Origin of the sequence: Glutamicibacter sp. AOP38-B1-38, from assembly GCF_052377485.1 — a bacterium.
Classification (GTDB): Bacteria; Actinomycetota; Actinomycetes; order Actinomycetales; family Micrococcaceae; genus Glutamicibacter.
In genome coordinates, this window is the sequence record NZ_JBQSWU010000020.1 from 22793 (window position 1) to 47531 (window position 24739).

The 24739-nt window shown below is 62.3% G+C and carries 26 protein-coding genes; 13 read left to right on the plus strand and 13 right to left on the minus strand.

What is annotated here, in order from left to right:
* Nucleotides 1-40 precede the first annotated feature (40 nt).
* Nucleotides 41-1531, plus strand: coding sequence for a malate:quinone oxidoreductase (locus tag ACT3TP_RS12575; RefSeq protein ID WP_176484283.1), 1491 nt, complete (start codon nucleotides 41-43; stop codon nucleotides 1529-1531).
* Between the two features lie 66 nt (nucleotides 1532-1597).
* Here ACT3TP_RS12575 and ACT3TP_RS12580 read toward each other — a convergent pair whose 3' ends face one another.
* A complete protein-coding gene (locus ACT3TP_RS12580; protein WP_217990425.1) occupies nucleotides 1598-2146 on the minus strand; it encodes an OsmC family protein in 549 nt (182 codons plus the stop codon).
* A gap of 473 nt (nucleotides 2147-2619) precedes the next feature.
* Here ACT3TP_RS12580 and ACT3TP_RS12585 point away from each other — a divergent pair, with 473 nt between their 5' ends.
* The 3 genes from ACT3TP_RS12585 to ACT3TP_RS12595 all read left to right on the plus strand — a co-directional run bounded on the left by ACT3TP_RS12585 (nucleotide 2620) and on the right by ACT3TP_RS12595 (nucleotide 7857).
* Entirely contained in the window at nucleotides 2620-3207 is a 588-nt protein-coding gene (locus tag ACT3TP_RS12585) for a helix-turn-helix domain-containing protein (RefSeq protein WP_096288590.1), read from the plus strand.
* Complete coding sequence (locus tag ACT3TP_RS12590; RefSeq protein WP_096288587.1) at nucleotides 3204-3641, plus strand: DUF6036 family nucleotidyltransferase; 438 nt, start codon at nucleotides 3204-3206, stop codon at nucleotides 3639-3641. The genes ACT3TP_RS12585 and ACT3TP_RS12590 overlap by 4 nt, the downstream gene beginning before the upstream one ends.
* Before the next feature lie 853 nt (nucleotides 3642-4494).
* On the plus strand, nucleotides 4495-7857 hold the full coding sequence (locus ACT3TP_RS12595; protein ID WP_444620702.1) for an efflux RND transporter permease subunit: 3363 nt from the start codon (nucleotides 4495-4497) through the stop codon (nucleotides 7855-7857).
* A gap of 94 nt (nucleotides 7858-7951) precedes the next feature.
* On the opposite strand, the gene ACT3TP_RS12600 is transcribed toward ACT3TP_RS12595, so the two are convergent.
* The 3 genes from ACT3TP_RS12600 to ACT3TP_RS12610 all read right to left on the minus strand — a co-directional run bounded on the left by ACT3TP_RS12600 (nucleotide 7952) and on the right by ACT3TP_RS12610 (nucleotide 9762).
* Nucleotides 7952-8584, minus strand: a complete 633-nt coding sequence (locus tag ACT3TP_RS12600) for a CueP family metal-binding protein (RefSeq protein ID WP_444620703.1) — start codon at nucleotides 8582-8584, stop codon at nucleotides 7952-7954.
* 34 nt (nucleotides 8585-8618) lie between these two features.
* Entirely contained in the window at nucleotides 8619-9224 is a 606-nt protein-coding gene (locus ACT3TP_RS12605; RefSeq protein WP_444620704.1) for a DUF305 domain-containing protein, read from the minus strand.
* Nucleotides 9225-9318: 94 nt separating this feature from the next.
* Complete coding sequence (locus ACT3TP_RS12610; RefSeq protein WP_444620705.1) at nucleotides 9319-9762, minus strand: hypothetical protein; 444 nt, start codon at nucleotides 9760-9762, stop codon at nucleotides 9319-9321.
* 219 nt (nucleotides 9763-9981) lie between these two features.
* On the opposite strand from ACT3TP_RS12610, the gene ACT3TP_RS12615 reads away from it, so the two are divergent.
* The 3 genes from ACT3TP_RS12615 to ACT3TP_RS12625 are packed head-to-tail and all read left to right on the plus strand — an operon-like array spanning nucleotide 9982 to nucleotide 11321.
* Complete coding sequence (locus ACT3TP_RS12615; protein ID WP_444620706.1) at nucleotides 9982-10434, plus strand: MarR family winged helix-turn-helix transcriptional regulator; 453 nt, start codon at nucleotides 9982-9984, stop codon at nucleotides 10432-10434.
* Between the two features lie 34 nt (nucleotides 10435-10468).
* Nucleotides 10469-10891, plus strand: a complete 423-nt coding sequence (locus tag ACT3TP_RS12620; RefSeq protein WP_444615508.1) for an organic hydroperoxide resistance protein — start codon at nucleotides 10469-10471, stop codon at nucleotides 10889-10891.
* Complete coding sequence (locus ACT3TP_RS12625) at nucleotides 10884-11321, plus strand: DoxX family protein (RefSeq protein WP_444620707.1); 438 nt, start codon at nucleotides 10884-10886, stop codon at nucleotides 11319-11321. The genes ACT3TP_RS12620 and ACT3TP_RS12625 overlap by 8 nt, the downstream gene beginning before the upstream one ends.
* 105 nt (nucleotides 11322-11426) lie before the next feature.
* Here the strand turns inward: ACT3TP_RS12625 and ACT3TP_RS12630 are convergent, their stop codons facing one another.
* Nucleotides 11427-12221, minus strand: coding sequence for a hypothetical protein (locus tag ACT3TP_RS12630; RefSeq protein ID WP_444620708.1), 795 nt, complete (start codon nucleotides 12219-12221; stop codon nucleotides 11427-11429).
* Nucleotides 12218-13144, minus strand: a complete 927-nt coding sequence (locus ACT3TP_RS12635; protein WP_444620709.1) for an ATP-binding cassette domain-containing protein — start codon at nucleotides 13142-13144, stop codon at nucleotides 12218-12220. Before ACT3TP_RS12635 ends, ACT3TP_RS12630 begins: the two co-directional genes overlap by 4 nt.
* A gap of 140 nt (nucleotides 13145-13284) precedes the next feature.
* On the opposite strand from ACT3TP_RS12635, the gene ACT3TP_RS12640 reads away from it, so the two are divergent.
* A complete protein-coding gene (locus ACT3TP_RS12640; RefSeq protein WP_444620710.1) occupies nucleotides 13285-14634 on the plus strand; it encodes a sensor histidine kinase in 1350 nt (449 codons plus the stop codon).
* Between the two features lie 15 nt (nucleotides 14635-14649).
* On the plus strand, nucleotides 14650-15318 hold the full coding sequence (locus ACT3TP_RS12645) for a response regulator (protein ID WP_444620711.1): 669 nt from the start codon (nucleotides 14650-14652) through the stop codon (nucleotides 15316-15318).
* Nucleotides 15319-15891: 573 nt separating this feature from the next.
* Here ACT3TP_RS12645 and ACT3TP_RS12650 read toward each other — a convergent pair.
* A complete protein-coding gene (locus ACT3TP_RS12650) occupies nucleotides 15892-17292 on the minus strand; it encodes a type II toxin-antitoxin system HipA family toxin (protein ID WP_444620712.1) in 1401 nt (466 codons plus the stop codon).
* On the minus strand, nucleotides 17289-17567 hold the full coding sequence (locus ACT3TP_RS12655) for a helix-turn-helix transcriptional regulator (RefSeq protein ID WP_096288557.1): 279 nt from the start codon (nucleotides 17565-17567) through the stop codon (nucleotides 17289-17291). Before ACT3TP_RS12655 ends, ACT3TP_RS12650 begins: the two co-directional genes overlap by 4 nt.
* Before the next feature lie 435 nt (nucleotides 17568-18002).
* On the opposite strand from ACT3TP_RS12655, the gene ACT3TP_RS12660 reads away from it, so the two are divergent.
* The 3 genes from ACT3TP_RS12660 (at nucleotide 18003) to ACT3TP_RS12670 (ending at nucleotide 20140) form a co-directional block, all read left to right on the plus strand.
* Nucleotides 18003-19139, plus strand: a complete 1137-nt coding sequence (locus ACT3TP_RS12660; RefSeq protein WP_444620713.1) for an LLM class flavin-dependent oxidoreductase — start codon at nucleotides 18003-18005, stop codon at nucleotides 19137-19139.
* Nucleotides 19123-19581 carry a MarR family winged helix-turn-helix transcriptional regulator gene (locus ACT3TP_RS12665; RefSeq protein WP_096288552.1) on the plus strand — a complete coding sequence of 153 codons (459 nt, stop codon included), beginning with the start codon at nucleotides 19123-19125 and terminating at the stop codon, nucleotides 19579-19581. Before ACT3TP_RS12660 ends, ACT3TP_RS12665 begins: the two co-directional genes overlap by 17 nt.
* Before the next feature lie 229 nt (nucleotides 19582-19810).
* Entirely contained in the window at nucleotides 19811-20140 is a 330-nt protein-coding gene (locus tag ACT3TP_RS12670) for a hypothetical protein (protein ID WP_444620714.1), read from the plus strand.
* A gap of 6 nt (nucleotides 20141-20146) precedes the next feature.
* Here ACT3TP_RS12670 and ACT3TP_RS12675 read toward each other — a convergent pair whose 3' ends face one another.
* Genes ACT3TP_RS12675 through arsB form a run of 4 tightly spaced genes read right to left on the minus strand, consistent with a single transcriptional unit; the run spans nucleotide 20147 to nucleotide 23587 of the window.
* Complete coding sequence (locus ACT3TP_RS12675) at nucleotides 20147-20623, minus strand: SRPBCC domain-containing protein (protein WP_444620715.1); 477 nt, start codon at nucleotides 20621-20623, stop codon at nucleotides 20147-20149.
* 44 nt (nucleotides 20624-20667) lie between these two features.
* The gene (locus ACT3TP_RS12680) at nucleotides 20668-22089 is read right to left on the minus strand and encodes an FAD-dependent oxidoreductase (RefSeq protein ID WP_444620716.1); all 1422 of its coding nucleotides are present in this window, start codon (nucleotides 22087-22089) and stop codon (nucleotides 20668-20670) included.
* A gap of 21 nt (nucleotides 22090-22110) precedes the next feature.
* Nucleotides 22111-22530, minus strand: a complete 420-nt coding sequence (locus ACT3TP_RS12685) for an arsenate reductase ArsC (RefSeq protein WP_444620717.1) — start codon at nucleotides 22528-22530, stop codon at nucleotides 22111-22113.
* Nucleotides 22531-22534: 4 nt separating this feature from the next.
* Nucleotides 22535-23587 carry an ACR3 family arsenite efflux transporter gene (gene arsB / locus ACT3TP_RS12690; RefSeq protein ID WP_444620718.1) on the minus strand — a complete coding sequence of 351 codons (1053 nt, stop codon included), beginning with the start codon at nucleotides 23585-23587 and terminating at the stop codon, nucleotides 22535-22537.
* A 163-nt stretch (nucleotides 23588-23750) separates the two neighbouring features.
* Between arsB and ACT3TP_RS12695 the strand changes: the two genes are divergently transcribed.
* Nucleotides 23751-24122 (plus strand): ArsR/SmtB family transcription factor, encoded by a 372-nt coding sequence (locus tag ACT3TP_RS12695; protein ID WP_444620719.1) that lies wholly within the window; start codon nucleotides 23751-23753, stop codon nucleotides 24120-24122.
* A gap of 1 nt (nucleotide 24123) precedes the next feature.
* Here ACT3TP_RS12695 and ACT3TP_RS12700 read toward each other — a convergent pair whose 3' ends face one another.
* Nucleotides 24124-24636: a GNAT family N-acetyltransferase gene (locus ACT3TP_RS12700; RefSeq protein ID WP_176484279.1), complete on the minus strand. Its 513-nt coding sequence runs from the start codon at nucleotides 24634-24636 to the stop codon at nucleotides 24124-24126.
* Between the last annotated feature and the right edge of the window lie 103 nt (nucleotides 24637-24739).

Here is a 24739-nt window from a genome sequence, read left to right on the forward strand (position 1 = left end):
TACTAGGTCTAGTCTGTAGTAGAGCAAAGTATCACTGTCGATGGAGATCCTCGTGCCTTCTGAAACGTCAACCGAATCTTTTGACGTAGTACTAATCGGTGCCGGCATCATGAGTGCCACCCTTGGCACCATGATCAACCAGCTGGAACCAACCTGGTCTATTGGTCTTTTCGAAAACCTCGACAAGGCCGGAGAGGAATCCTCCTCACCATGGAACAACGCAGGTACCGGTCACTCGGCACTGTGCGAACTGAACTACGCCCCGGCCAAGGCCGACGGAACGGTTGACCCAGCCAAGGCAATCGGCATCAACGAGCAGTTCCAGGTATCCCGCCAGTTCTACTCGTGGGCAGTTGAGAACAAGCGCGTCGCAGACGCGGATTTCATCAACGCGCTGCCGCATATGTCCTTCGTCATTGGCGAGGACCACTCCAAGTACCTCAAGGCGCGCTATGACGCGCTGAAGCCGAACGCATTGTTCGGCGAAATGGAGCACACCACCGATCTAGACACCATCAACGAGTGGACTCCGCTGGTCGCCAAGGGACGCGACGCCTCGCAGAAGGTCGCCGCCTCCCGCGTGGCCTCGGGCACCGACGTTGATTTCGGTCGCCTGACCAAGGACCTGACCAACTCGCTGGGTGCCGCAGGCGCGTCGGTGAACTACGGCCACAAGGTCAAGACCCTCAAGCGCGATGGCGCCGGCTGGGAAATCACCGTCAAGGACAACGCCAGCGGCGCTGTGAAGACCGTGAAGGCCAAGTTCGTCTTCGTCGGCGCGGGCGGCGGCGCCTTGTCGCTGCTGCAGAAGTCCGGCATCGATGAGATCAAGGGCTTCGGCGGCTTCCCGGTCTCCGGTCAGTTCCTGCGCTGCACCGATGAAGCGATCATCAACCAGCACCACGCAAAGGTTTATGGCCAGGCTTCGGTCGGCGCCCCACCGATGTCCGTGCCGCACCTGGATACCCGATTCGTTGACGGAAAGCGTTCACTGATGTTCGGCCCGTACGCCGGCTTCTCGATGAACTTCCTGAAGTCCACCGGACAGATGGACCTGCCGCTGTCGCTGCGCCCGCATAACATCATCCCTATGCTTGCAGTGGGCAAGGACAACATGTCGCTGACCGCCTACCTGATCAAGGAGGTGCTCAAGTCACGTGCCAAGAAGGACGAGGCCCTGGCCGAGTACTTCCCCGCAGCAGATGGCTCCCAGTGGGAGTTGATTACCGCCGGCCAACGCGTACAGGTCATCAAGAAGGATGCCAAGAAGGGCGGCGTCCTTCAGTTCGGCACCGAGGTCATCACCTCCTCGGACGGTTCGATCTCCGGTCTGCTCGGTGCCTCCCCAGGCGCCTCGACCGCGACTCCGATCATGGTGGGCCTGCTCTCGCGCTGCTTCCCGAAGCAGTTCGCAGGCTGGGAAGCAAAGCTGAAGGAAATGATCCCTTCCTACGGCACCAAGCTGAACGAAAACCCGGCGCTCTACGCCGAGGTCAAGGCTGCTACCGATAAGAGCCTGGAACTGAGCTAGCCAACGGGGGCAAGGGCCGGTTTGCTTCCTGCCGCTTAGCGGCCAGGGAAGCGAACCGGGCCTTTGTCATTCCGCCGACGCAGTGACCTCGATGGCCAGCGGGGATCGCAAGGTCTGCAGCACCACGCAATATTTTTCCGTCGCCTCGATCAGCTGCGCTATGTCCTGTTCGCTGGCCTCGGTGTGCAGCTCGAAGGACAACTTGATCGAGCTGAATCCCACCGCGGCTTCGGGGTCCAGCCCCAAGGTGCCGCGCACATCCAGCACACCGCTCGCGTGGACGCTGCCGGCAACGCTCAGCGAGCGGTTGATCGCGACCGCAGCCAGGGTGACCCCGGCACAGGCCACCAGCGCCTGCAGGAGCAGATCCCCCGAACAGGCCAGCGTCCCATCCCCGCCGGTGGACGGGTGCAGGCCGGCGCTCACCAGCGCCTGACCGGTTTGCACCGAACAGGAGAGTCCTTCTTCTCCGAGAGTTCCGGTGGCCTCCAATACGATGCTTCCGGCTTGCGGCTGCTCGCGGTAAAGCTGTTTCAACGGCCGCTGCACGCTGCGTAAAGTGTCCCGGTCCATGGCCGTCCTACCCATCTGCGAAGTTCCGTGGGGCATTCCCATACACCGAGTATGCGCTCGAATCCCACTATGGGACCCGATCAGTTGGCAGTTTTAGCACCTGCTTGCTGGCAGCCGTAATTCGTTACGTCAGGATCGCCGTTCCGTGTACTTGAATCTTTGAGGCCCTTGGAGGAACGTCCCCGCTTGTAAGGATCTCCTACTAGCGTTCATCCACAAATCATTAGGGCGAGGGTACTATCCCGACATCGCTGCCAGAGCGAATTAGAATGTCCAGTGCCGGCGGCCGATGATCTAGCACCCCTGGGGCCTAGTCTGTGCGCCAATGAAGATTCATGAACCGCCGTAGGGATGGTTTTGGGGTGTGCGCGGAAATAACCACCAAACCACAACGCAACGACGCTCGATATCTATGAGTGAAAATTCCATGAAACTCTCATCACGACCTACGCCCGCTTCCAATCTACCTACGCGCATATCTGCATTTTGTGAGCGAACGGTGTCATAATGTAAATATGGGAACGATTAGTACCGCGCAAGAACTGGGGCGAGCAATCCGTGGCGCAAGGATTCAAAGCGGGTTGAGCCAGCAGGGGCTTGCAAACAAAACCGGGCTTTCCCGAAAATTCATCTATGAGCTTGAATCCGGCAAAGAGACAGCTGAGCTTGGCGCTTCGCTTAGAGTTGCCGACGCCTTGAACATCCGCTGGGCTGCCCCGGCTCCGACGCCTCAGGCGGTCCTCGACGAGGCGGCCCGCGATGTTGCCCGCGAGCTGTCCTCCGGTGACAGTGAATTCGCTTTACGAATTGCAATGGATTCATTGAAGCAATTGAAAATGATGAAGCCGGAGCACCTCAAGAAGCCCGGCCCCACCGGAAGCGAACGATTTGATGCTTTGCTTGCAGCGGGCGCGCGAATCGCACTTGAAGGCGTTTCTGCACAAAAACCTCGGTGGGGTGTAAAACTGCAGGACCCTTGGTTTCCAGGTAGTGACACGCGGAGCATGAGCGACGCATTCAGAGAACTGACAATCAAGCGCACCCCGAAGACATTGGCTGATTTTAATATTTTCCTCAAAGATAATTCGCTGGAGATGGCGTGAGCAAAGACTTCACCATCGATGAGATTCGCGAACTGCTTGGCGAGCTTGGGAGCAGGCTGCGTGCCAAGGGAATCACCCCGACGATCCGACTGGTCGGCGGGGCGGCCATCGCCTTCACGGGAAACGAGCGTCGGGTGACCCAAGACATTGATGCCTCCTATACACCCCCAGCCGACGTTGAGCGCGTAGTTGAATTAATGGCTCAGGAACGCAATCTTCCCTCCGGGTGGCTGAACTCCAGTGCGACCGCTTTCATCCCCGCAGGAGCAAAATGGGTCAGTATCAACCTTGGTGAAGGGCTCGAGGCATATATCGCTTCGCCTGAAACGCTGCTTGCAATGAAGCTCAGTTCGGCTCGAGATCGGGACATGCCCGACCTCAGCTTCTTACTGGAAAGCTGGGTATTCAAAACGTGGATGCGGCTACGGAAATAGCCGCAGAGCTCTATGGCGGCGATGACGTCGCATATTCTAGGACGAGCCGCGAAGATGCTCCTATCGTTGCCGAAGAAGCCATAAACCAAAAGCGAAAAAACAAACACAACTAGGCGTTGGCCCTCCGCGGAGGCGGCCTCTGTGGATCCATGAATGTTCCGCAACGTTGAGGACTCCTCCAACGAGCATTCATATTCGCAACGTTCCTGCCTACCTCATACCTCAAGGCAACGGCTCCAACGGAGCCCTTCCATGTCGGGCAAACCATCCAAGTGCGTTTGGTGCGGCGCCAGCCGTACCGGAGTTCCGCGGTGAACTTCGGCTGCCCAATCCCACAGCCATCGGTGGCGCTCGCGGAAATGATGCGGCCCCTGAGTAAATAGCCGTTCTCGATGGCCAATAATCCACGTACCGCCGCTAACTCGATTTCCCGGTTCTTCCCTACCCACTTCCGTCTAAGAGTGGTGGGCGCCGCAGCCAAAGTTCTCGGGCCGAAGTCACCATCACACGCTCGGCGCACGTCTGCGAGACCCTTCGGACTCAGTGCGAGGTGCAGGCCTTGTCCTGCGGCGGGACAACGTCGACAACGCGCCAAACAGAGCCTGGGGTTCTACAGGCGCAAATTCCTTCCATGCGGCGCTGGCACATGGTTCCTCAAGGCATGGCGCGGAGAACAGTAGACGCCCCAAAAAACCCGCTATCTCCTCCGGCACCGCTGTTGCAGGCCACTCCTGGGTAATCCATTCGGATGATTTTTGCGTGCTTAACATCTCTCGGTGACTGTTGAGCAATGACAACCAACTAAAGTTGTGCTCAGCCCCTCCCACTGCGACACAGCTAGGACCACACACGCATGCAGCGCTTGGCCATCTTGTCTTTGAAGAACCGGGCGCTCATCGCGCTTATCACGATCTTCGCCGCCGTTTTCGGCGTGATCTCCATGGGATCGCTGAAACAGGAACTGATCCCCTCGCTGGAGTTCCCGCAGATCTCCGTGATGGCCACCCAGATGGGTGCAAGCCCCGAGGTGGTCGACGAACAGGTCGCCGCCCCATTGGAAACCGCGCTGCAGGCGGTCGAGGGGCTGGAATCCTCCACCGCCACCTCGCAGACCGGGTTCACCCGCATCGCGCTGACCTTCGAGTACGGCACCGATATGGACCGTGCCCGCGCGCAGGTGGAACGCGCGATCTCCAACGTGAAGACCCAGCTGCCCGAAGACGTGGAACCCACGGCGCTGGCCGGCTCCATTGCCGACCTTCCGGTGCTGATGCTCGCGGTCTCCTCGAACGAGTCGCTTCAAGCGCTGAACGATGATGTGGAACGCATCGCGCTGCCTAAGCTGCAGAAGATTGACGGGGTGCGTGAAGCCGCAGTCTCCGGCGGCGCTTCCCAGCACATCGCGGTGATCCCGGACGACGACAAGCTCAGCGCCGCCGGGCTGAGCGTTGCCGACCTGAAGGACGGCATCGAGAACGCCGGCTCCCCCATGCCGGTGGGCAATATGGACGTCGACGGGCTGCAGCTTCCGGTGATCGCCGGATCCTCCCCTGACACCCTGGCTGCGATCGAAGACATTCCGCTGGTCACCGAGACCGGTCCGGTGCTGCTCAAGGATCTCGCCGAGGTCTCCGTGCAGGCCGACGAGGCCACCAGCGTCACGCGCACCAACGGGGATGAGACCCTGTCCATCCAGGTCACCAAGACCCCGGATGGGGATACCGTCGCGATCTCCCACGCGGTCACCGCGATGATCGCGGATCTGGAAGCCGAGCTCGGCCACAAGGCGACGATGACCACCATCTTCGACCAGGCGCCCTTCATCGAGGACTCCATCAGCCACCTGGCGCTGGAAGGCGCCCTGGGCCTGGGCTTCGCCGTGATCATCATCCTGATCTTCCTGTTCTCCGTGCGCTCCACGCTGGTCACCGCGATCTCCATCCCGCTGTCCTTGATGGCCACCTTCATCGGCATGAACGTGTTCGGGTACACGCTGAATATGCTCACCCTGGGCGCGCTGACCATCTCCATTGGCCGCGTGGTGGATGACTCGATCGTGGTGATCGAGAACATCAAGCGCCACCTGGCCCACGGCGAATCCAAGGCCCAGTCCATCCTGCTGGCAGTCAGGGAGGTGGCCGGGGCGATTACCGCCGCGACGCTGACCACCGTGGCGGTGTTCCTGCCGATCGCCATGGTCGGCGGCATGGCCGGGGAGCTGTTCAGCCCCTTCGCGATGACCATGGCCATCGCCCTGCTCGCCTCGCTGCTGGTCTCGCTGACCATCGTTCCGGTGCTCGCCTACTGGTTCCTGCCGCACCGCCCGGGGACCGGGGCAACCCGCACCGTCCACGTGGCCGAGGACAAGTCCTGGCTGCAGCGCGCCTACGTGCCGGTGCTCAACGGCACGCAGAAGCACCCGGTCATCACGCTGCTGGCCTCCGTGCTGATCCTGGCCGGGACCGTGATGATGACTCCGCTGCTGAACACCAACCTGCTCGGCTCCACCGGGGAGAACTCGATCTCCATCACCGCGAAGCTGCCTTCGGGCACCGCGCTGGAGACCACCTTGGCCGAAGCCGAGAAGGTGGAAGCAAAACTGCAGGACATCGAGGGCCTGGAAGATGTGCAGATGACCGTGGGCACCGCCAGCGGCATGGCGGCGATGTTCGCCTCCGGCGCGGACACCGCAAGCTTCACCGCGATCACCGACCCCGATCTCGACCAGGAAGCGCTGGGCAATACGGTCCGCGACCAGATCCAGGGACTCGATATGTCCGAGGATGTCATCCTGAGCTTCGGCTCCAATTCCTCGGCGATGATGTCCAGCGACGTCACCGTGGAGGTCAAGGCCCCGAATGAGGATATTCTGCGCGAGGCCACCGAGCAGCTGCGCGAAGCGCTGGCCGGCACCGAGCATGTCACCGGCATCGCAGACAACCTCTCCGCGGAACGCGAGCAGGTCTCCATCGATATCGACGCGGACAAGGCAGCCGAGGCGGGGCTGACCGAGGCGCAGCTTTCCGGCCTGGTCGCCTCCCAGGTCTCCGCCGTCCCGGCGGGCACCCTGCGCCTGGACTACACGGACATGACCGTGCAGATCGGCGAGCCCATGGATCTGAACGGGCTGAACAAGCTGCGCGAACTGCAGATCCCCACCGCCGCCGGCCTGGTGCAGCTGCAGGACCTGGCGACGGTGGAACGCACCAAGGTCGTCCAGCAGGTCACCACCTCCAATGGCGAGCGCATCTCCACCCTCACGCTGACCCCGGCAGAGAACATGCTTGGCAAGGTCTCCGCGGACGTCACCGAGCGCCTCGACTCGGTGGATTTGCCCGAGGGCGCCAGTGCCGAAATCGGCGGCGCGGCCACCGAGCAGGCCGAATCCTTTAACCAGCTCTACCTCGCCTTGCTGGCGGCCATCGCGATCGTCTACGTGATCATGGTGGCTACCTTCAAGTCGCTGATCCAGCCGCTGATCCTGCTGGTCTCCATTCCGTTCGCCGCCACCGGGGCCATCGGCCTGCTGCTGATCTCCGGCATCCCGCTGGGACTGCCGTCCTTGATCGGCATGCTGATGCTGGTGGGCATCGTGGTCACCAACGCGATCGTGCTGATCGACCTGATCAACCAGTATCGGGCCGATACCCCCGAGCGGCCGGCGATGGCGCTGGATGAGGCCATCATGCAAGGTGCCCGCCAGCGTCTGCGCCCGATTCTGATGACCGCGCTGGCCACCATCTTCGCGCTGATCCCGATGGGTCTGGGACTCACCGGCCAGTCCGGGTTCATTTCGCAGCCGCTGGCCGTGGTGGTCATTGGCGGCCTGGTCTCCTCCACCTTGCTGACCCTGATCCTGGTACCGGTGCTCTACCGCCTGGTGGAGTCGCGCAAGGAGAAGCGCGAGCTGCGCCGTGCGGGACGCAAGCACTCCGCCGAGCAGCACACGGGAGCTCAGGATCTTGCGCTGGCCATGAACGGGGCCACCGCGAAGATCACCCCGGGGGCCAAGCAGACGCCAGTGAAGGCCAAGGACAAGCAGCAGGCCAAGCCCGAGCCGAAGGTGCCGGACATCAAGCCGGCGGATCCGCATCAGCCCAAGGCGGTTCCGGGCCAGGTGGTCAATCCGCTGACCGGCCAGATCCCCGTCTCCCGCAAGGAGCGCCGGGCGTTCGAGGAAATGATGAACAAGGCGGCCGAAGAGCCCAAGGACTAAGTTCTCCGGCGCCAAGCATTCGGGCCTGCAACCACTAAAAGTGATTGCAGGCCCGAATGCTTTTTTGGTTGTGCAGTTCTCCAGACGCGTTGCCTTAGACCAGCGGCAGCTCGGTCAGACAGGTGGCGTTTGTGCTGCCAGCGGTGGACACGGTGGTCTTCGCGGTTTTGCCTTCGTAGCTGAATTCCAGATCCAGATTAATTCCACGCGGAACCCAGAGGCCAAGGAATCCATTGTCGAAGGTTTTTGCGCTCTTCTCCACCAGCACCTCGCCGGTGTCGGCGTCAGTTGCCTTCACCTGGACTTCCTCTCCCGCCAGCTCCCCCAGGCACGTGGTCAGGCTATGGAAGTGGCAGCTGTGAGTCCGGCTCACATAGGGTGCCGCCGAAAGGTAGTACTCATCTTCCGGCATCGGCAGAGCCGCGGTGCGTCCCGACGCATCGGTGAGCACCAGCTGGTCCGGCTGCACCGAGGCGGTGAAGTCGCCCGGCCGCTGCGCCACCGGCATCCGGTCGAGCCGATCGATCGCCGCCCTGGCGTCGAGCCCGGCCAGGCCAAGCTCCGCGAGGAACTGTCCGGTGTGCTCGGCCGCAACCACCGTAGGCTCGGGCTGCGCGACTGGGGCCGGGGCAGTGCTGCACCCGGTCAACGCGGCCAGCGCGAGTACCGAGCCGGCGGCCGCAATCCTGGCACGAGTGCCTTTGCCGCCTGCGAATTTTTTGGGCACGGTCAATCCCAACCTCTCTGTCCTCAATTCCCGGCTACAGCGTTTCAAGCAGCTGCTTCATCTCATTGATTTCCTCGGTCTGGGAATCAACGATCTGCTTGGACAGGTCGATGGCCGCCGGGTAGCTTCCTTCGTTGATCTCGGTCTCAGACATCACCACGGCACCTTCGTGATGCATGATCATCTGCTCAAGAAAGAGCCGGGCAGCTTCGGACCCCGTGGCGTCCTCTAAGGCCTTGATCTCATCTTCCGGCACCATCCCGTCGCCGTGGTCCATAGCCCCGTGATCCATGCCCTCGGGCATGTTCCACTCGGAAAGCCAGCGGTCCATGCGTTCGATCTCCGGGCTTTGCGCCGCCTTAATCCGTTCGGCCAGGGCCACCAACTCGGCGGGAACCCCGGACTTGTCCAGCAGGATCTCGGACATGTCGATCGCCTGTTCGTGGTGCATCTTCATGCCCGAGGCGAACGCCATATCGGCGTCATTGGCCGATGGGGACTGCTCCATGGAATGCCCGGAATGCGCTTCGGAAGCCGAGGCGCTCGGCGCCGGCGTGCTTGATGGTTCCCCCGCGCAACCGGCGAGGGCGAGCATCGCCCCCAGTGCGAGGGCGCTGGAAAAGAAGGTCTGCTTGTTCATGGGTGATTCTCCTGATGAGTTCGGAACGTGAGCGGCGCCTGCCTGCGGCGGCGCCGGAACTAGCTGGCGGCAGGTCAAATGACCTGCCAAGCTCTCACGTTCTGCAAATCCCCAAGGCCGTCAGATCGGGTTTGTCCGGCGCGACCCCACAAAGCCTCGAAGCCGCGCACAAGATCCTCAGGAACACAGTCCGGGCCACGGCTACGGTATGTGGTGGCCGCAAGAACAGCAGCATGACCAGCAGCGCCAAGACGCAACCCGCGGCGGCCATCTCATGGCCCAGCGGGCAGTCGGTGCAGCCCTGCTCGGAGGGATGGCCCGGGTCCGCCAGCGGAGCATGATGCAGGTGCATGGGCAGGGCTTCTGCCGAATGCGCCTGCGCCGGCGGGGCCGAGGAGTCAGCCGAGAGTCCATGATTCATCACGTGCATCGAGAACAAACCGAAAAGCACCGCGCTAATCAGCAACAGCGAGCGAACTATCGCCAGGCGGGGGTAGCTGCGCCCGCCGGCATTCGCCAGATGCTTGCCGATGTTCATGAATCCCAGCTTAGCGATGCCAGCCGAACTGCGCGAAACGTGACCGGATCAAGCTACAGGGCTGGAGTTCTCCCGATGCCTCCAGCTAGCTAAGCACCCCGAATCCATAACCAATTCGACGCCATCGCCAAGAGCCCGATCGGTAGCCCGCGCAGCATCACACCCAAAGGATCAAGAATTTAAGTTGCGCACAATTGAATTGCGTGCAATCATTATTTTATGGCAATAGTTGACGACATGGTGTGCTTCTCCCTCTACTCGGCGAGCCGGGCAACCACCCGGGCCTACGCCGAGCTGCTCGCCCCATGGCAGCTGACCTACACTCAGTACCTGGTGCTCGTTGCGCTGTGGTCCGAAGGCGATAAGCCGGTGCGCGAAATCGGCGAAATGCTCCAGCTGGACTCCGGGACCCTGTCCCCGCTGCTGCGCCGGCTGGAACAGAAGGAATTCATAAAACGCCGGCGCGATGAGGAAGATAGCCGCGTCGTCAACGTCAGCCTGACCCCCGCCGGAACATCCCTGCGCAAAGAACTGGCACATATTCCGGCGCAAATTGCTTGCGGCACCGGACTCCCGGATCTCCAAAGCGCGCAGGCACTGCTGGCAGCCCTGCACCGCATCACCACCTCCATGCAGGAAATCTCTTCTCCGGATCAACCCTCCGGAGAATAACTACAAGTTTTCACCATCATCGAAAGGCAGTTCCATGGAAACCCTATACACCGCAGAATCCCTGTCCTCCGGCCAAGGCCGCGAAGGCCGCGTACAGACTCCCGATGGCAAGCTCGACCTGGCCCTGACCTCCCCGGCAGAACTGGGCGGCTCGGGAACCGGAACCAACCCGGAACAGCTTTTCGCCGCGGGCTACGCCGCCTGCTTCCACTCGGCATTGAACGTGGTGGCGCGCAGCCGCAAGGTCAAGATCGAGGACTCCAGCGTGGGCGGGCGAGTCCATTTGAACCGCGACGGCGAGAACGGATTCAAGCTGTCAGTTGAGCTCGAAGTCATCATTCCCGGCATGGAACCCGCACTGGCCCAGGAACTCGCCGATGCGGCCCATCAGGTCTGCCCCTACTCCAACGCCACCCGCGGCAACATCGATGTATTGGTGAGCGTCAGCGATGACTAAATCGCCGGCGGCAAAACCGCTGGGGTTCGCCCGGCACGGCGCACGCATTGGGCTCGGAGCATTCCTTGGCTTCGCCGGGGTCAGCCACCTGACCTTTGCCCGTGAGGAATTCCGCTCCCAGGTCCCGGACTTTGTCCCCTTGGATCCGGACCTGACGGTGATTCTCTCCGGCGTGGCCGAAATCGGGCTGGGGCTATCCTTGCTGGCGCTGGTCAGGAAACGTGTGGCCGTCGGCTGGATTGCCGCACTCTTCTTCGTCGCGGTGTTCCCCGGCAATTTCGCGCAATGGCAGGAGGGACGCGACGCGTTCGGACTGGATACCGACGGGAAACGGCTCACCCGGCTGTTCTTCCAACCGGTGCTGATAGCGCTTGCGCTCTGGAGCACCGCCGCATGGCGCGACCGGTCGCAGCTCCGGTCCAAGGCATAGTGACAGCTGCCATGACGCAAAGCGAGGTATCCGGCTAAACGCCGGATACCTCGCTTTGCGCTGCCTGCGGGCTGCGTTGGCAGGTTCCCCAGTTCCGGACCGCGGCTAGGCGTCACGCCGTTTCAGCGCAAAATATCCGGCTCCGAGCAGGACCACGGTCCAGCCGATCAGCACCAGCAGGGCCGCCGGCGGCCCATAGGGCTCGGTGGCACCGGTGGCCATGAACGTCGCGGCGTTTGTCGGCAGGTATTGGGCCAGCGTCTGCACCCACTCGAACGGAATCAGCTGCAGGATCTGCGGGAGCCCGATCACCAGCACGATCGCCGAGACAATCGCTCCCGCCGAGTTCCGGCAGAGCAGCCCGAGGCCGAGCACCATCAAGCTCAGCAGCGCCAGATAAGCACCGGCGCCGAGGCAGGCCGAGACCAGATCGGAGAAGGTGAAGGCGCCGTACTGCCCTGCGCTCAGCGCTGCCGGAATGGTTCCCAAGCCGATCATGCAGACCCCGGCAAGGAAGCCGAGCCCGGCCAGCAGCAGCGCCTTGGCGCCGAGCATGACCGAGCGGCGCGGCACCGACTGCAAGGTGGTGTAGATGCTCCCGCTGGAGTACTCGTTGGTGATGTGCAAGGCGGCCACCGCGGCAAAGAACAGCTGGCTGAATTGCAGGGTCGCAAACACCAGCAGCGGCGCCGGCATCGCGGTGTCGAAGCCATTGTCCCCGCTGGCTTTCGCGCTGGCCCCTAGCAGCCAGCCCAATGCGATGGTCACCAGTATTCCCGAGGCATAGAGCGCGACCAGGGCACGCAGCCCGAAGAATTTGGTGGCCTCGGCGCCGGTTGCCCGCAACAGCGGTCCGGCAAAGTCACCGGTCCTGGATTCACCGATCTGCAGCGTGCTCATTTGCTTCCCACTCTCCCTGCTAGTTCGGTGGAGTATTCCACCGTGTCGTGAGTCAGTTGGTTATAGGCGTTTTCCAGCGACCCGTGGGCAACGCTGAGTTCATGCAGCTCGAAACCACCGGCAAAGGCCGAGGCGCCGATAGCTTCCAGCGGCATTCCGATCACTTCCAGACGGTCTCCGGCGGTGGCATTCACCTCGACACCGGGTTGCAGCAGCAACCCGGCGAGCGCGGCGGCCTGCGGCGAGCGCACCGTGATGACCGGTTCGGTGAATTGCTTGATCAGGTCCTGGGTAGGTGCTTGGGTGATCAGCGCCCCGCGTCCGATCAGGATCAGCTGGTCCGCGACCTGCTGCACCTCGCTCATCAGGTGGCTGGAGACGAAGATGGTTCCGCCGCGCTCGGCCCGGGTGCGCATCAGCTGCCGGATCCAAGAGATGCCTTCGGCGTCCAGTCCGTTCATTGGCTCGTCCAGGATCAGGATTTGCGGGTCGCCCAGCAGGGCGGCGGCGATTCCCAGCCGCTGGCGCATGCCGAGGGAGAACCCGCCGATCCGTTTGCCGGCCACCGGCTGCAAGCCGACTTCGGTCAGCACCGCGTCCACGCGGTCTACCGGGATCCGATTGCTTTGCGCCAAGGCCTTGAGGAAGGTGCGCGGGCTATGCCCCGGGTGCCCCGCCGTGCCGGAAATGTGCGCACCTACCGTATGCAGCGGGTAGCGCAGCTGTGCGTAGGGAACGGAGTTGAGCAAAGCCTGCCCGCTGCTTGGTGCGTCCAGTCCGAGGATCATGCGCATGGTGGTCGATTTGCCGGCCCCGTTGGGGCCGAGGAATCCGGTCACTTGCCCGGGTTCTATGGTTGCGGTCAGCGCATTGACTGCGCGGGTGGCGCCGAAGTCCTTGCTCAGCGCTTCGAATGCGATCATGGTGTGCTCCTTTAGTTCTGCTCTCCACCCTAGGATTCGCCGCTGCCGCCGCGCACCGGCTGGAGGTCTGCATTCTCGCGGCACCGAACCCCTACCTTGGTCGGTGTCTGCCCGCGGCGATTCTGCGTAGCATGTTGTTCATGACTACCTCGTGGAAGCAGCTGGTTCTGCTGTTGCTGCTGGCTCTCTGCGCCTATTTGGTCCCCATCTCCACGAACGGGGCCTGGGTTGTGCTCGCTCCCCTGGCCGCGGCCTGTAGCTACCTGGCCGGACGGCATGTTTCCTCCCTGGCCCATGGATTGCTGGCCCTTGGGGCGGGGACGCTGGCCGCCGGGGTGACGCTGGCACTGTCCTCGCACCTGAGCCTGTTGACCTTTGCGCTGAATATCCTCACCGGTTTGGTGCTCTTTGCGCTGCTGCCTTGGTGGGCCGGCCGGGCGCGGCGCAATGCGGTGCTGTTCCGAAGCCAGGAACGCCGGCATGTGGTGGTGCAGGCCGAGCTGCGCGAACGGGCACGCATTGCCGAGGCCATGCATGATCAGCTGGGCCACGATCTGGCGCTGCTGGCACTGTCCACCGGCGGGTTGCAGGTGTCCCTGGAAAAGGGCACGGAAGCCCATGCACAGGCGGCGCGGATCCGAGAGCAGGCCGATGAGTCCATCGAGCATCTGCACCAGATCATCGGGGTGCTGCACGAGGACGGCGAGCAAGCGCCGCTGGGTCCGGCAGGTTCATCGCTGGAGCAGCTGGTCGAGCAAGCCCGGGCCAAGGGCATGAAGATCAACTTCACCTGGCATGGTCCCTCGCCGCAGTCCCCCGGATCCATCCGGTGGGCCGCCGTGCTGCGCCAAGTGGCCCAGGAGGCGTTGACCAATGCGGCGAAGTACGCGCCGCACGCCGAGGTGGAGCTGGAACTCGATACGCGCTCGGAGCAGGCGGTGCTGAGGATTTCCAATCCCCTGCATGGCCCTGTCCCGCCGGTCCGGCCCGGGGCCACCGGAATCGCTTCGCTGCGCGGCGCCCTCGAAGCCGCCGGCGGTTCGCTGGCGGTGCACCGCACGAAGGAGCGCTTCGAACTGCGCGCCTGCATTGCCCAGTCATCCTCGCCCCCGGCGCCTGCCGGGATGCACTCTCCGGTGAAGCGCACCAGCACCTCGATGCTGGTGCTGTTGCCGATCCTCGCCGTCACGGTGATTTCCGCGGCCCTGCTGCTGTTGCAGCATGCCACCTACCAAGCCACGGCCCTGCACCCGTCGGAGTACCAGAAGCTCAAAGTGGGCATGGACTCGGGCGAGGTAGCTTCGCTGGTCCGCGCCCCGGGCCTGGATGAACCGCTTCCCGTGATCGACGAACCGGCGCCGCCGGAGAATGCGCAGTGCCGCTACTATGCGGCGCGGACCGGCCTGCTGGATCTGGGCAGCGAGATGTTCCGCCTGTGCTTCACCGATGACGTATTGGTCTCCACCGACCACCTCTACCCCGCCGGCTAACCAAAGGAGCTGCAGATGAGCATGGATACCCCAGTCAGCATCCTGCTGGTGGATGACGACGCCCTGATCCGCGCCGGGCTGCGCGCGATCCTCGCCAGCGACCCAGGCATCTCGATTATCGGCGAAGCGGAGAACGGGGTGCGCGCCATCGAACTGGCCGAACGCCTGGCGCCGTCGGTAATCCTCATGGATATCCGCATGCCGCAGCTCGATGGGCTGGGCGCCATGGAAGCGATCCTGGGCCAGGCCCCGGAGGCCAAGGTGCTGATCCTGACCACCTTCGGCGAGGAGGACTACATCGACCGGGCCATGTCCGGCGGAGCCTGCGGATTCCTGCTCAAAAGCTCGGGGCCCGAGGAACTGCTCGGAGCCGTCCATGCGGTGGCCGAGGGCGCCGCGGCGCTGTCCCCGCGCATTGCCCGGCGGGTGATCGACAAGGTGCGCGGCATCGATACCGCCTCGCTGGCCCGCGCCCGGTCTCTGGTCCAGGCCTTGACCGTACGCGAACGCGAGGTGCTGGCGCTGGTGGGCGCGAGCCTGACCAACGCGGAGATCGCCGCCCGGCTGGTGCTCACCGAGGCGACGGTCAAGGGGCATATGACCGCGATCCTGCTCAAACTCGGCGCGCGCAACCGCGTGGACGCCGCGCTGATTGCCTATCGCGCGGGGCTGGTCCACCCGTAGCGGCTCACGACATGTTTCGCAGGTGCCGGCAGGGGCGGAGAATGTTGAACGCACCGCTCATCCCAAAAGGTGGCTTTTCACGACGCAGCAGCCCGTTGATCTCATCGCAGCATGCGGCCTTCTCGACACGTTCATCGAAACTGAGTTCGTCGAGGTTGCGGCAGGGATTTAAACGCCATCAGATGATATGGCAACAATGGTCGACCTATTTTCAAGCATGCCGAAGAGGAGCTATTCGGATTCAGGCCATTGGTCGTTCATCCGTTCTGGAAGACCAGGGATGAAGGCCCGCCGGCTTTCCCAGAACTGCCCGGGTTTCGTGCCAGTTATCCCTATACCGTCCGTCCGCATTATCGGGATTCCCTTGACAAACCAAGTGGATTCCCAGCGAGGCTGAACCACCCCGCGAAACGCCTTCGCTGTTGGCACTTTCAGCTGGTCCGAGGATCCCTAGCTGACATCGGCGGAAGTTCGGCCGGAGAAAACTCGTAGGACGTCATGGATAGATCATTCTTGCAACCCAGCGCGCCGAGCGGCGACCGGTGGAAGCTGCCCGTCCATCCAGTGCTGCTGCTAATTAGGGCGGGACCGGTAGTGTCCTGGGACGTACCTGCCTGCGCGGTGGTGGGCTTTGATCCACACCTGTCCGGTTTTCGGCTGGCCGGAATCTCCGGGTTCTCCAGCCGCTTCCCCGAGGCTGATGGCAGTGGGTGGCGAAATGTCTTTGAGGCCCGCGACTCGGTTGCGGTTCGAGCCCTCGAAGGCGCGGTGCATTGATTCGGCCGCGTCGGCCTCGGCACCGAGCCTGATCGCCTCCTCGGCCCAATGGGAGACAGCTTCATTGATCCGGCGCAGACGCGTGACGGCCTCGGTACGGGTGAGCCGGAACGAGTCAAGGTGGTCCAGCAGTTCGAGTACGTTCCGGTCGAATGTATCCCCACCCGGCACGAGAGGAGTGTCGGAGGTGCCTGTCCGCATGGGATTCACGTCGAACGACGGCGATAACCTCCAGCCCCTGCCAATCTTGAGCAGGCCGTGATTTCGCATGTGGTCATCGATATTGTTGACCATAGCGCCGAACGCTGCTCGGCTGAACATCTCCTTGGAATCTGCCACGGGATTGGATGAGACCATCGAAATTTCACGGGCAAGCTTGACATAGCTTGGGTGCTCGCCGTCGCTTAGCTGGAGGGCCGTGCGTGCACTCATGTACGGTATGCGCTCATCGCCCGTCCTGTCGAAACGCTTGGTGAGGAAGATCTGGTGGTATTCATCCAGCCTCATCAGCCGGGAAGGTTGGACCTCGATTCCAGCTCGCTGCTGCAGGCGTATCGCTACCATTTCCCAGAGCTGGACATTGCCCAGGTCCGAGGTCTTTGGGAATTTGGCGAGCAACATCGACCCATCCGCGTCGCGAACCCAAGCTTTTGGCTGAGCACCTCCAGGAGATGATCCAGCCCCGATGAGCAAGCTGTTTTGCTCGTCTATGTACCCGGTCTCCTCGTAAGCGCGTGACTGTTCGGCAAGCTCTGGCAGGTCGCGAACACCCGCCCATTGTCCCCAGCTAGAGAGGAATTTTCCGTTTTCCCGGAACCGCAGTGCGCCTTGCCTCGTCTGGTCGTTGACCATGAAGAGCCGGGATATCTGCGTATTCCTCGGTGCTGGTACGCCAGTTGCCTTGGAATGCAGCCGTGCCTCCTCATGGAGGAGTCGCTGACCCCATGCATCCGGTGCAGCATCCATGAACGAGCCGAACATCTCCCGTCCCAAGGTGGGGCGCTGCGGCCCCTTGATCAACGGAAGTTCGGGCGAGATAGCGAAGGAGCAGTCAGAGGCAAGCCAGGAGTCGGAGTACGTGAAGGCTATATGCTCCAGTGGTGAGAAGGCATCGGACTCGATCGTCAAAGTGCCCGTTGCAGTCTCGCCAGTCAGTACCTCGACACGCCTGATTTTTATGCGGTTCCGCGGGCTCATGAACTCCCCCTTGGTGCACGCTGGCGACTAAGCAGTCGTGATCTGGCACGACCCAAGTCGGTGTTGAGTGGCTCTACAGCATCATTTATACGGTCGACAATGCCGAGAACCTTGGCGACTACAAGGAAGGTTTCGAGTTTTGCTCCTGCGCCTTGTTCTAGTTTGATCAGCGTGCTCCTGGAGATGCCGGCCCGCTCGGCAACCAGTTCTTGAGTCAACCCAAGAATAATGCGCCATTCCTGCAGGCTTGCACCGAGCTTTTGAGCCTCAAGCATTCAAGCTCCTAATGTAGCTACTTATAAACATTATCTCATACAGTGAGGGCAAATAGCTACATTGCGATGCCTAGAATTCACCTCATCACCAACTAACGAATGAGGCTCGGCCCAAGCTTCAGCCGACGATCCCGATGGCACGCAACGATGCAATGGGCGGGTTGGCCACTACCGAGGTTCGGAAATGCGGGCCACGGATCCCCGGTCAACACGCCACCCACCACCGCGACCCGCACTCGCCGGCAACTACCAAGCATTCAATCCGCATAGGGTGGCACTGCTTCGAATGCGCAATTTTCCGAACTCTCGCACAGGCGCGTGTCCGACGCCACACTCCACCTCAGGGAATATTTGACGCATCAACTTGTTATTACATGCATACGCATATAAATTAGAGGTAAGCACACAGCCTATCTCGACAACTTAGGAGCGGACATGCAATTCGGAGTCTTTTCAGTCAGCGACATCACCCGCGACCCGACCACCGGCAAGATGTCTACCGAAAAAGAGCGCATCGACGCATCGGTAGCCATCGCCAAGAAGGTCGAAGATATCGGTATGGACGTCTTCGCCATCGGCGAGCACCACAACCGCCCCTTCTTCTCCTCCTCGCCCACCACCACGCTGGCCTACATCGCCGCGCAGACCGAGCGCATCATCCTGTCCACCGCGACCACGCTGATCACCACGAACGACCCGGTGAAGATCGCCGAGGACTTCGCGATGCTGCAGAACCTGTCCAACGGACGCGTGGATCTGGTCCTGGGCCGCGGCAACACCGGTCCGGTCTACCCCTGGTTCGGCAAGAACATGCAGGACTCGGTGAACCTCACCGTGGAGAACTACAACCTGCTGCGCCGCCTCTGGGATGAAGACGTGGTGAACTGGGAAGGCAAGTTCCGCACCCCGCTGCAGAACTTCACCTCCACCCCGCGCCCGCTGGACGACGTGGCGCCTTTCGTCTGGCACGGCTCGATCCGTACCCCGCAGGTGGCCGAGATCGCCGCCTACTACGGGGACGGCTTCTTCGCCAACAACATCTTCTGGCCAAAAGAGCACTACAAGCAGCTGATCGACCTCTACCGCGAGCGCTACGAGCACTACGGCCATGGCAAGGCGCACCAGGCGGTTGTCGGCTTGGGCGGCCAGTTCTACATGGCCAAGGATTCCCAGCAGGCCGTCAAGGAATTCCGCCCGTACTTCGACAACGCCCCGGTCTACGGCCACGGCCCGTCCATGGAGGACTTCACCGCGCAGACCCCGCTCACCGTCGGCTCCCCGCAGCAGGTACTGGAGAAGACCCTGAGCTTCCAGGAGTACTTCGGCGATTACCAGCGCCAGCTGTTCCTCATCGACCACGCCGGGTTGCCGCTAAAGACCGTGCTGAACCAGCTGGATATGTTCGGCGAGTACGTATTGCCGGAGCTGAAGAAGGAAATGGCCTCGCGTGCGGCTCCGGATATCGCCGACGCCCCAACCCACCCAGGCCGCGTGGCTGCCCGCAAGGCTAAACTGGAAGCCGAGCAAGCCAACGCCCCGAAGGAGCCTGAAGTCAGTGACCGGGACCAGTAGCACCCAGGCCTCCTTGAAGGTCACCACCGACGCGTGGGAGGCACTGTTCCGGGCGCAGGTCGCGGTGATGCGCCAGATCACCGCGATGCCCGAATTCGCCAAGCTCTCCATCCGGGAGTACGACGTGTTGTTCAACCTGCGCCACGCACCGGAGAACGAGACCCGACTGGTGGATTTGAATAAGCACCTGTTGATCTCCCAGCCCAGCCTGAGCCGGATGATCACTCGCCTCGAAGAGCGCGGGCTGGTCTCCCGGTGCACCGATCCCACCGATCAGCGGGCAAGCCGGATCAGGCTCACCGAAGCAGGCCTGGCCACGCAGCGGGACATCGGCCGGGCCCACGTCAAACAGCTGCATCAGCTGATGGGCGAGGCGTTGAGCGAGGAAGAATTCATCGAGCTCCAGCGGCTGAGCACCAAGCTGCGCAACGCGGTGGAGTAAGGGCTACAAGTTCATGCCAAAAGGGCTGCCAGGGTTGCACTGGCAGCCCTTTTGGCGTAGCCAATCAGCTCTGGTAGCCAGCGGCCGCGACGGATCGCGGCCAAGCCCAGCATTCGTCGAGAAGTGAATTCCCGGCGACGATTTGCCCAATCGGAACAACTCCCCCTGTATCTGCAGGCCCGATCCGGTATCGTCTGTGGCAGCAACCAACTGACGTGCAGGAGTTCTCGTGAACATCGCAACGCACCTTCTCATCCACCGCTATCTTCCGGGCAGCGGCCCGCAACCGCCGAGCGAAGAGTTCGATGCGGAAATGCTCCAGTGGGAATCGCTGGATGCCCAATTGCGCTCCGAAGACATCCTGATCTCGGCCTACGCCCTCCAGGATCGCGGCTCGGTGTGCTCGCAGGATACCAACGCCGAGTTGGATACCGAAGCGGAGATCGTCTTCGCCGTGCACGCGATCAAGGTCTCCGGTGAACTGCAGGCCCAGGAAATTGCCCGGCGCATGCCGCATCTGCCCTACGGGAGCGTGGAGATCCGGCCGTTGATGGAGTAGCCGCGTTTACTTGTAGAAGCCCTCACGCAGATTAATTCCATGCTCCAGCCAGACCTTCATCGCGCAGAGCATCCCGGTCCAGCCCTCGCAATTGCCGAAGGCCCCGGTGAGCCCCTGCGGCGAGGAGAGCCATCCCGACTCGGTGATCTTCACCTTGGTTCGCGCATCATCGTCGATCGACTCGAATTCGAAGGTGACGGTGTTCATTCCGTCATCCGCGGCGACGCCCTCGCCCGCCCATTTCAGCACGATTCGCTTGTCCGGGATGGCCTCGCGCACCTGCACCGGGAAGCGGCCCGGGAAATCGTGGAAATCCCAGCTGACTTCGGCGCCGGTTTCCAAGCGTCCCTGCGCACCTCCGGTGGTGAAGTAGGCGGAGAGTTTTTCCGGATCCGCCACGGCTTCATAGACCTCGTGGCACGTTTTGGAGATATGGCCGGTGACGTTGAAGGACAGCGGTTCAGAGGGCAGATTAGTTTCCATACTGCATCCTTACCCCGCTGCCCTGCGCGCGTCAACGGTTGAGGTTATTGGCGTTCAACCAGTTCTGCGAATCCGTGCTGGGTTCCGGTGGCTAACCCGAAAGCCACCGGCACAGGAGCCGAGCAGCAGGAGTCCTCCTGCGCAGGGGCTTCGGCGGCGGAGGCCGCAGGCACATCGCAGGAGTTGCCGGTGTCGGTGGAGCACACTCCGGTTTCCGGCAAATCCAGTTCCACCTGATCCGCCGCGGTGCGGTCCCCGGAAAGGGCCGCCGCCAGAGAGCGAACCTGCTCGTAGCCGGTGGCCAGCAGGAAGGTCGGGGCACGGCCGTAGCTCTTCATGCCTGCAATGTAGAAGTTCTCCTCCGGGTGCGCCAGCACCCGTTCCCCGTGGGCCGAGACTGTGCCGCAGCTATGGAACTCGGGATCGATCAGCGGGCCCAGTTCACGCGGCGCTTCCACCGCGAGATCCAGGTCCAGGCGCAGCTCGGAAAGCATGCCCAGATCCGGACGGAAGCCGGTGGCAGGCACCACGAAGTCAACTTCGAGCTCGCGCCCATCGGCGAGCAACACCTGCAAATTCTCTGCCGAGTGCAGCGCGCGCACCGAGACGTGTTCGAGCAAGGTCACCTGTCCGGTCTCTACCTGTCGGCGCAGGCTTGTGCCCAGCTGGCCGCGAGCCGGCAGTTGATCGGCGGAGCCGCCACCATAGAGGCGCACCGGATTAGCCTGCCCGCGCAGTCCCCAGAAGATTTGGGTTTCCGGATTCTGCTGCTTCAGCCGCCCCAGGAGGATCAGCGTGTTCGCGGCCGAGTGCCCGGCCCCGAGGACCAGCACCCTTTTGCCCGCGAAACGCTGCGCGTCGGCGCCCAGCGGATCCGGCAAGGGCGAGGTGATGAAACCTTCGCTGCTCGCCGCTTCCTCACCGAGCGCGCGGAGACCCGAGCGGCCAATCGGATTTGGAGTTTCCCAGGTGCCGGAGGCATCGATGACCGCACGTGCCATCAGCTCGGACTCGCTGTCCGCGGTTTCGACCCGGACCAGGAACAACGAATCATCGCGGTCCGCCGAGCGTCCCTTGTCCAGCCCGCTGCCCTCGGCACTCACCCGGCTGACCGCGGTGACGCGCTGCCCGTAGCCGATGACTTCGCGCAGCTGCGGGTGGGCAGCCAACGGCTCAAGGTATTCGGAGACCAGCTCGTCCCCGGTAGGCAGGCGCTTGGGATTCGGTGCCTCCCAGTCGCCAGCGTAGTGTTCGGTCGGAGTTTCAAGCAGCCGGCGGCTGGCTTCATCGATGTTGTAGCGCCAGGTGGAGAACAGTTTGATGTGCCCCCACTGCCTGATGGCGGCTCCAGCGCATGCTCCGGCTTCCAGGATGCGCACCGCCTGTCCGCGTTCGAGCAGGTGTGCTGCGGCCGCCAAGCCGATGGGGCCGGCGCCGATAACGACAACGGGGAGCTGGGATTCCATGATGTTCCTTAGCTACAAACTCTAGGCTTTGTTTTCGAGCAATTCGGTGATGAGGTTTTCGATGCGTGTGCGAATCTCGTCGCGGATCGGACGCACCCCATCGATGCCCTGCCCTGCAGGGTCCTCAAGCACCCAGTCCTCGTAGCGCTTGCCCGGGAAGACCGGGCAGGTGTCTCCGCAGCCCATGGTGATGACCACGTCGGATTCCTTGACCGCTTCGGCGGTCAGCACCTTCGGCACCTCGGCGGACATGTCGATGCCCACCTCGGTCATCGCGGCCACGGCGGACGGGTTGATTTCCGCGGCCGGAGCCGAGCCGGCCGAGCGGACCTCGATGCGACCATCCGAGAGGTTGGACAAGAACGCTGCCGCCATCTGCGAGCGGCCGGCGTTATGCACGCAGACGAACAGGACCGATGGCTTCTTTAGAGAAGTAGACAAGATCTTAGCCTTTGCTAGGTGCCGAGTTGGCGAGGACTTGGGTGGGGAAGAACTTGCGCGACCAGAGCGCCACGTAGACCAGGGCGACCAGGATTGGCACCTCGATCAGCGGTCCGACGACGCCGGCAAGCGCCTGGCCGCTGGTGACGCCGAAGGTGGCGATGGCCACCGCGATGGCCAGTTCGAAGTTGTTGCCGGCCGCGGTGAAGGACAAGGTGGTGGTGCGCGCGTAGCCGAGCTTCAGCGCCCAGCCGATCAGCATGCTGGCCCCGAAGACCACCACGAAGTAGGTCAGCAGCGGCACCGCCATGCGGGCCACATCCCACGGACGGGAAATGATGGTGTCCCCCTGCAGCGCGAAGAGCAGCACAATGGTGAACAGCAAGCCATAGAGCGCCAAGGGGCCGATCTTTGGCAGGAAGCGCGACTCGTACCATTCGCGCCCCTTGGCCTTTTCGCCCAGCGTGCGGGTGAGGAATCCGGCGAGCAGCGGGATGCCGAGGAAGACCAGCACCGAGAGCGTAATGGCCCAGACGGAGAATTCGGCGCTTGTGGTTTCCAGCCCCAGCCAGCCCGGCAGCACCTGCAGGTAGAACCAGCCGAGCACGCCGAAGGCGAATACCTGGAACACCGAGTTGATCGCCACCAGCACCGCGGCCGCTTCGCTGTCACCGCAGGCCAGATCGTTCCAGATCAGCACCATGGCAATGCACCGGGCCAGGCCGACGATAATCAGGCCGGTGCGGTACTCGGGCAAATCGGGCAGGAATACCCAGGCCAGCACGAACATGAATGCCGGGGCAAGGATCCAGTTGATCAGCAGCGAGGTAATCATCAGCTTCTTATCGCCGATCACCCGATGCGTCTGGTCGTAGCGCACCTTGGCCAAAACCGGATACATCATCACCAGCAAGCCGATGGCGATAGGCAGTGAAACCCCGGCGACCTGCAGGGAATCCAATGCCTCGCCCAGCCCGGGAATCACGCGCCCCAAGGCCAGGCCCAGGACCATTGCGGCGAGGATCCAGACGGCTAGATAGCGATCAAGGGTGGACATTTTTGCTGCCACCTTGGCGGTGTCAACGGGCGCTGCAGATTGACTCACGTGTACATCCAAATCATTAGACATCGAAGAATATCGATATACCTAGTATGATGAGGTGTATCGAAGGTTGTCAATATGATCGATCTGCCGTAGCCGTTCAGGAAGAAACACAGGGATGCCACAAAACGTCGTACTCGAAACCAACCGCACCGACCCTGCACAGGGCCCCGGTTGCTGCGTGCCCGAAAGCGGCCAACCATCGCTGAACGCGTCCGATGCCGAGCTCTTGGCCGCGCGCTTCAAGGCGCTGGCCGATCCAAACCGGCTGCGCATCCTGTCCATCATTTCTTCCAGCGCCGAAGCCGAAACCTGCGTCTGCGACTTCTCCGAACCGCTGGCGCTCAAGCAGCCCACGGTCTCCCACCATCTGAAAATCTTGGTGGACGCGGGCCTCTTGCACCGTGAGAAGCGCGGAGTCTGGGCCTATTACTCCGTGGTTCCCGGAGCCCTGGGAGAACTAGCCCGGACCCTGGAACTCAAGAGCTAGCTCAACACCCAAACGGGGAGGCGTACCGGTATTTTCCGGCGGGCAAGCTTCGCTCATCAAAAACACGAACCATGAAGTTATCTCCCCACGAAGGCTGCGTGGGAATAATGCCGCGGGCAATGGCCGGCTCGTAGCCGAAGCGCTGGTAGTACTTCGTCGCTCCCAGCAACACAATCCCCGAAATGCGTTCGTTTTCCGCGCGGTCCGCGATGGCCTGCATCAGTGCGGTCCCGGCGCCCATATTCTGGTATTCGGGAGCCACCGCAAGAGGCCCGAGACCCAGCAGGCTATGTTTGCCATCGACCGAACCCCAGGTGGCGATCACATGTGCTATCACCGTTTTGTCGTTCGTTGCCACCAGCGAAAAGGTCGGCGAATAGGCGTCGCAATCAAAAAGCCGCTGCACTAATCCGACCTCAATCGGCTCGACCAAATGGTCGTCCTTACTGAAGGCCGCATGCGTCACAGCGTAGATTCCCGCCCTGTCATCAAAGACTTCTTGCCTGATCTGCATGATGGATAACTTACCAAAATTGTGGGTCCGATGAAGACTCGATAGTTCACAGGATCTCACGTCCACGTGGCATCACGCCGATTAAATCCATGCCCTATAGGTG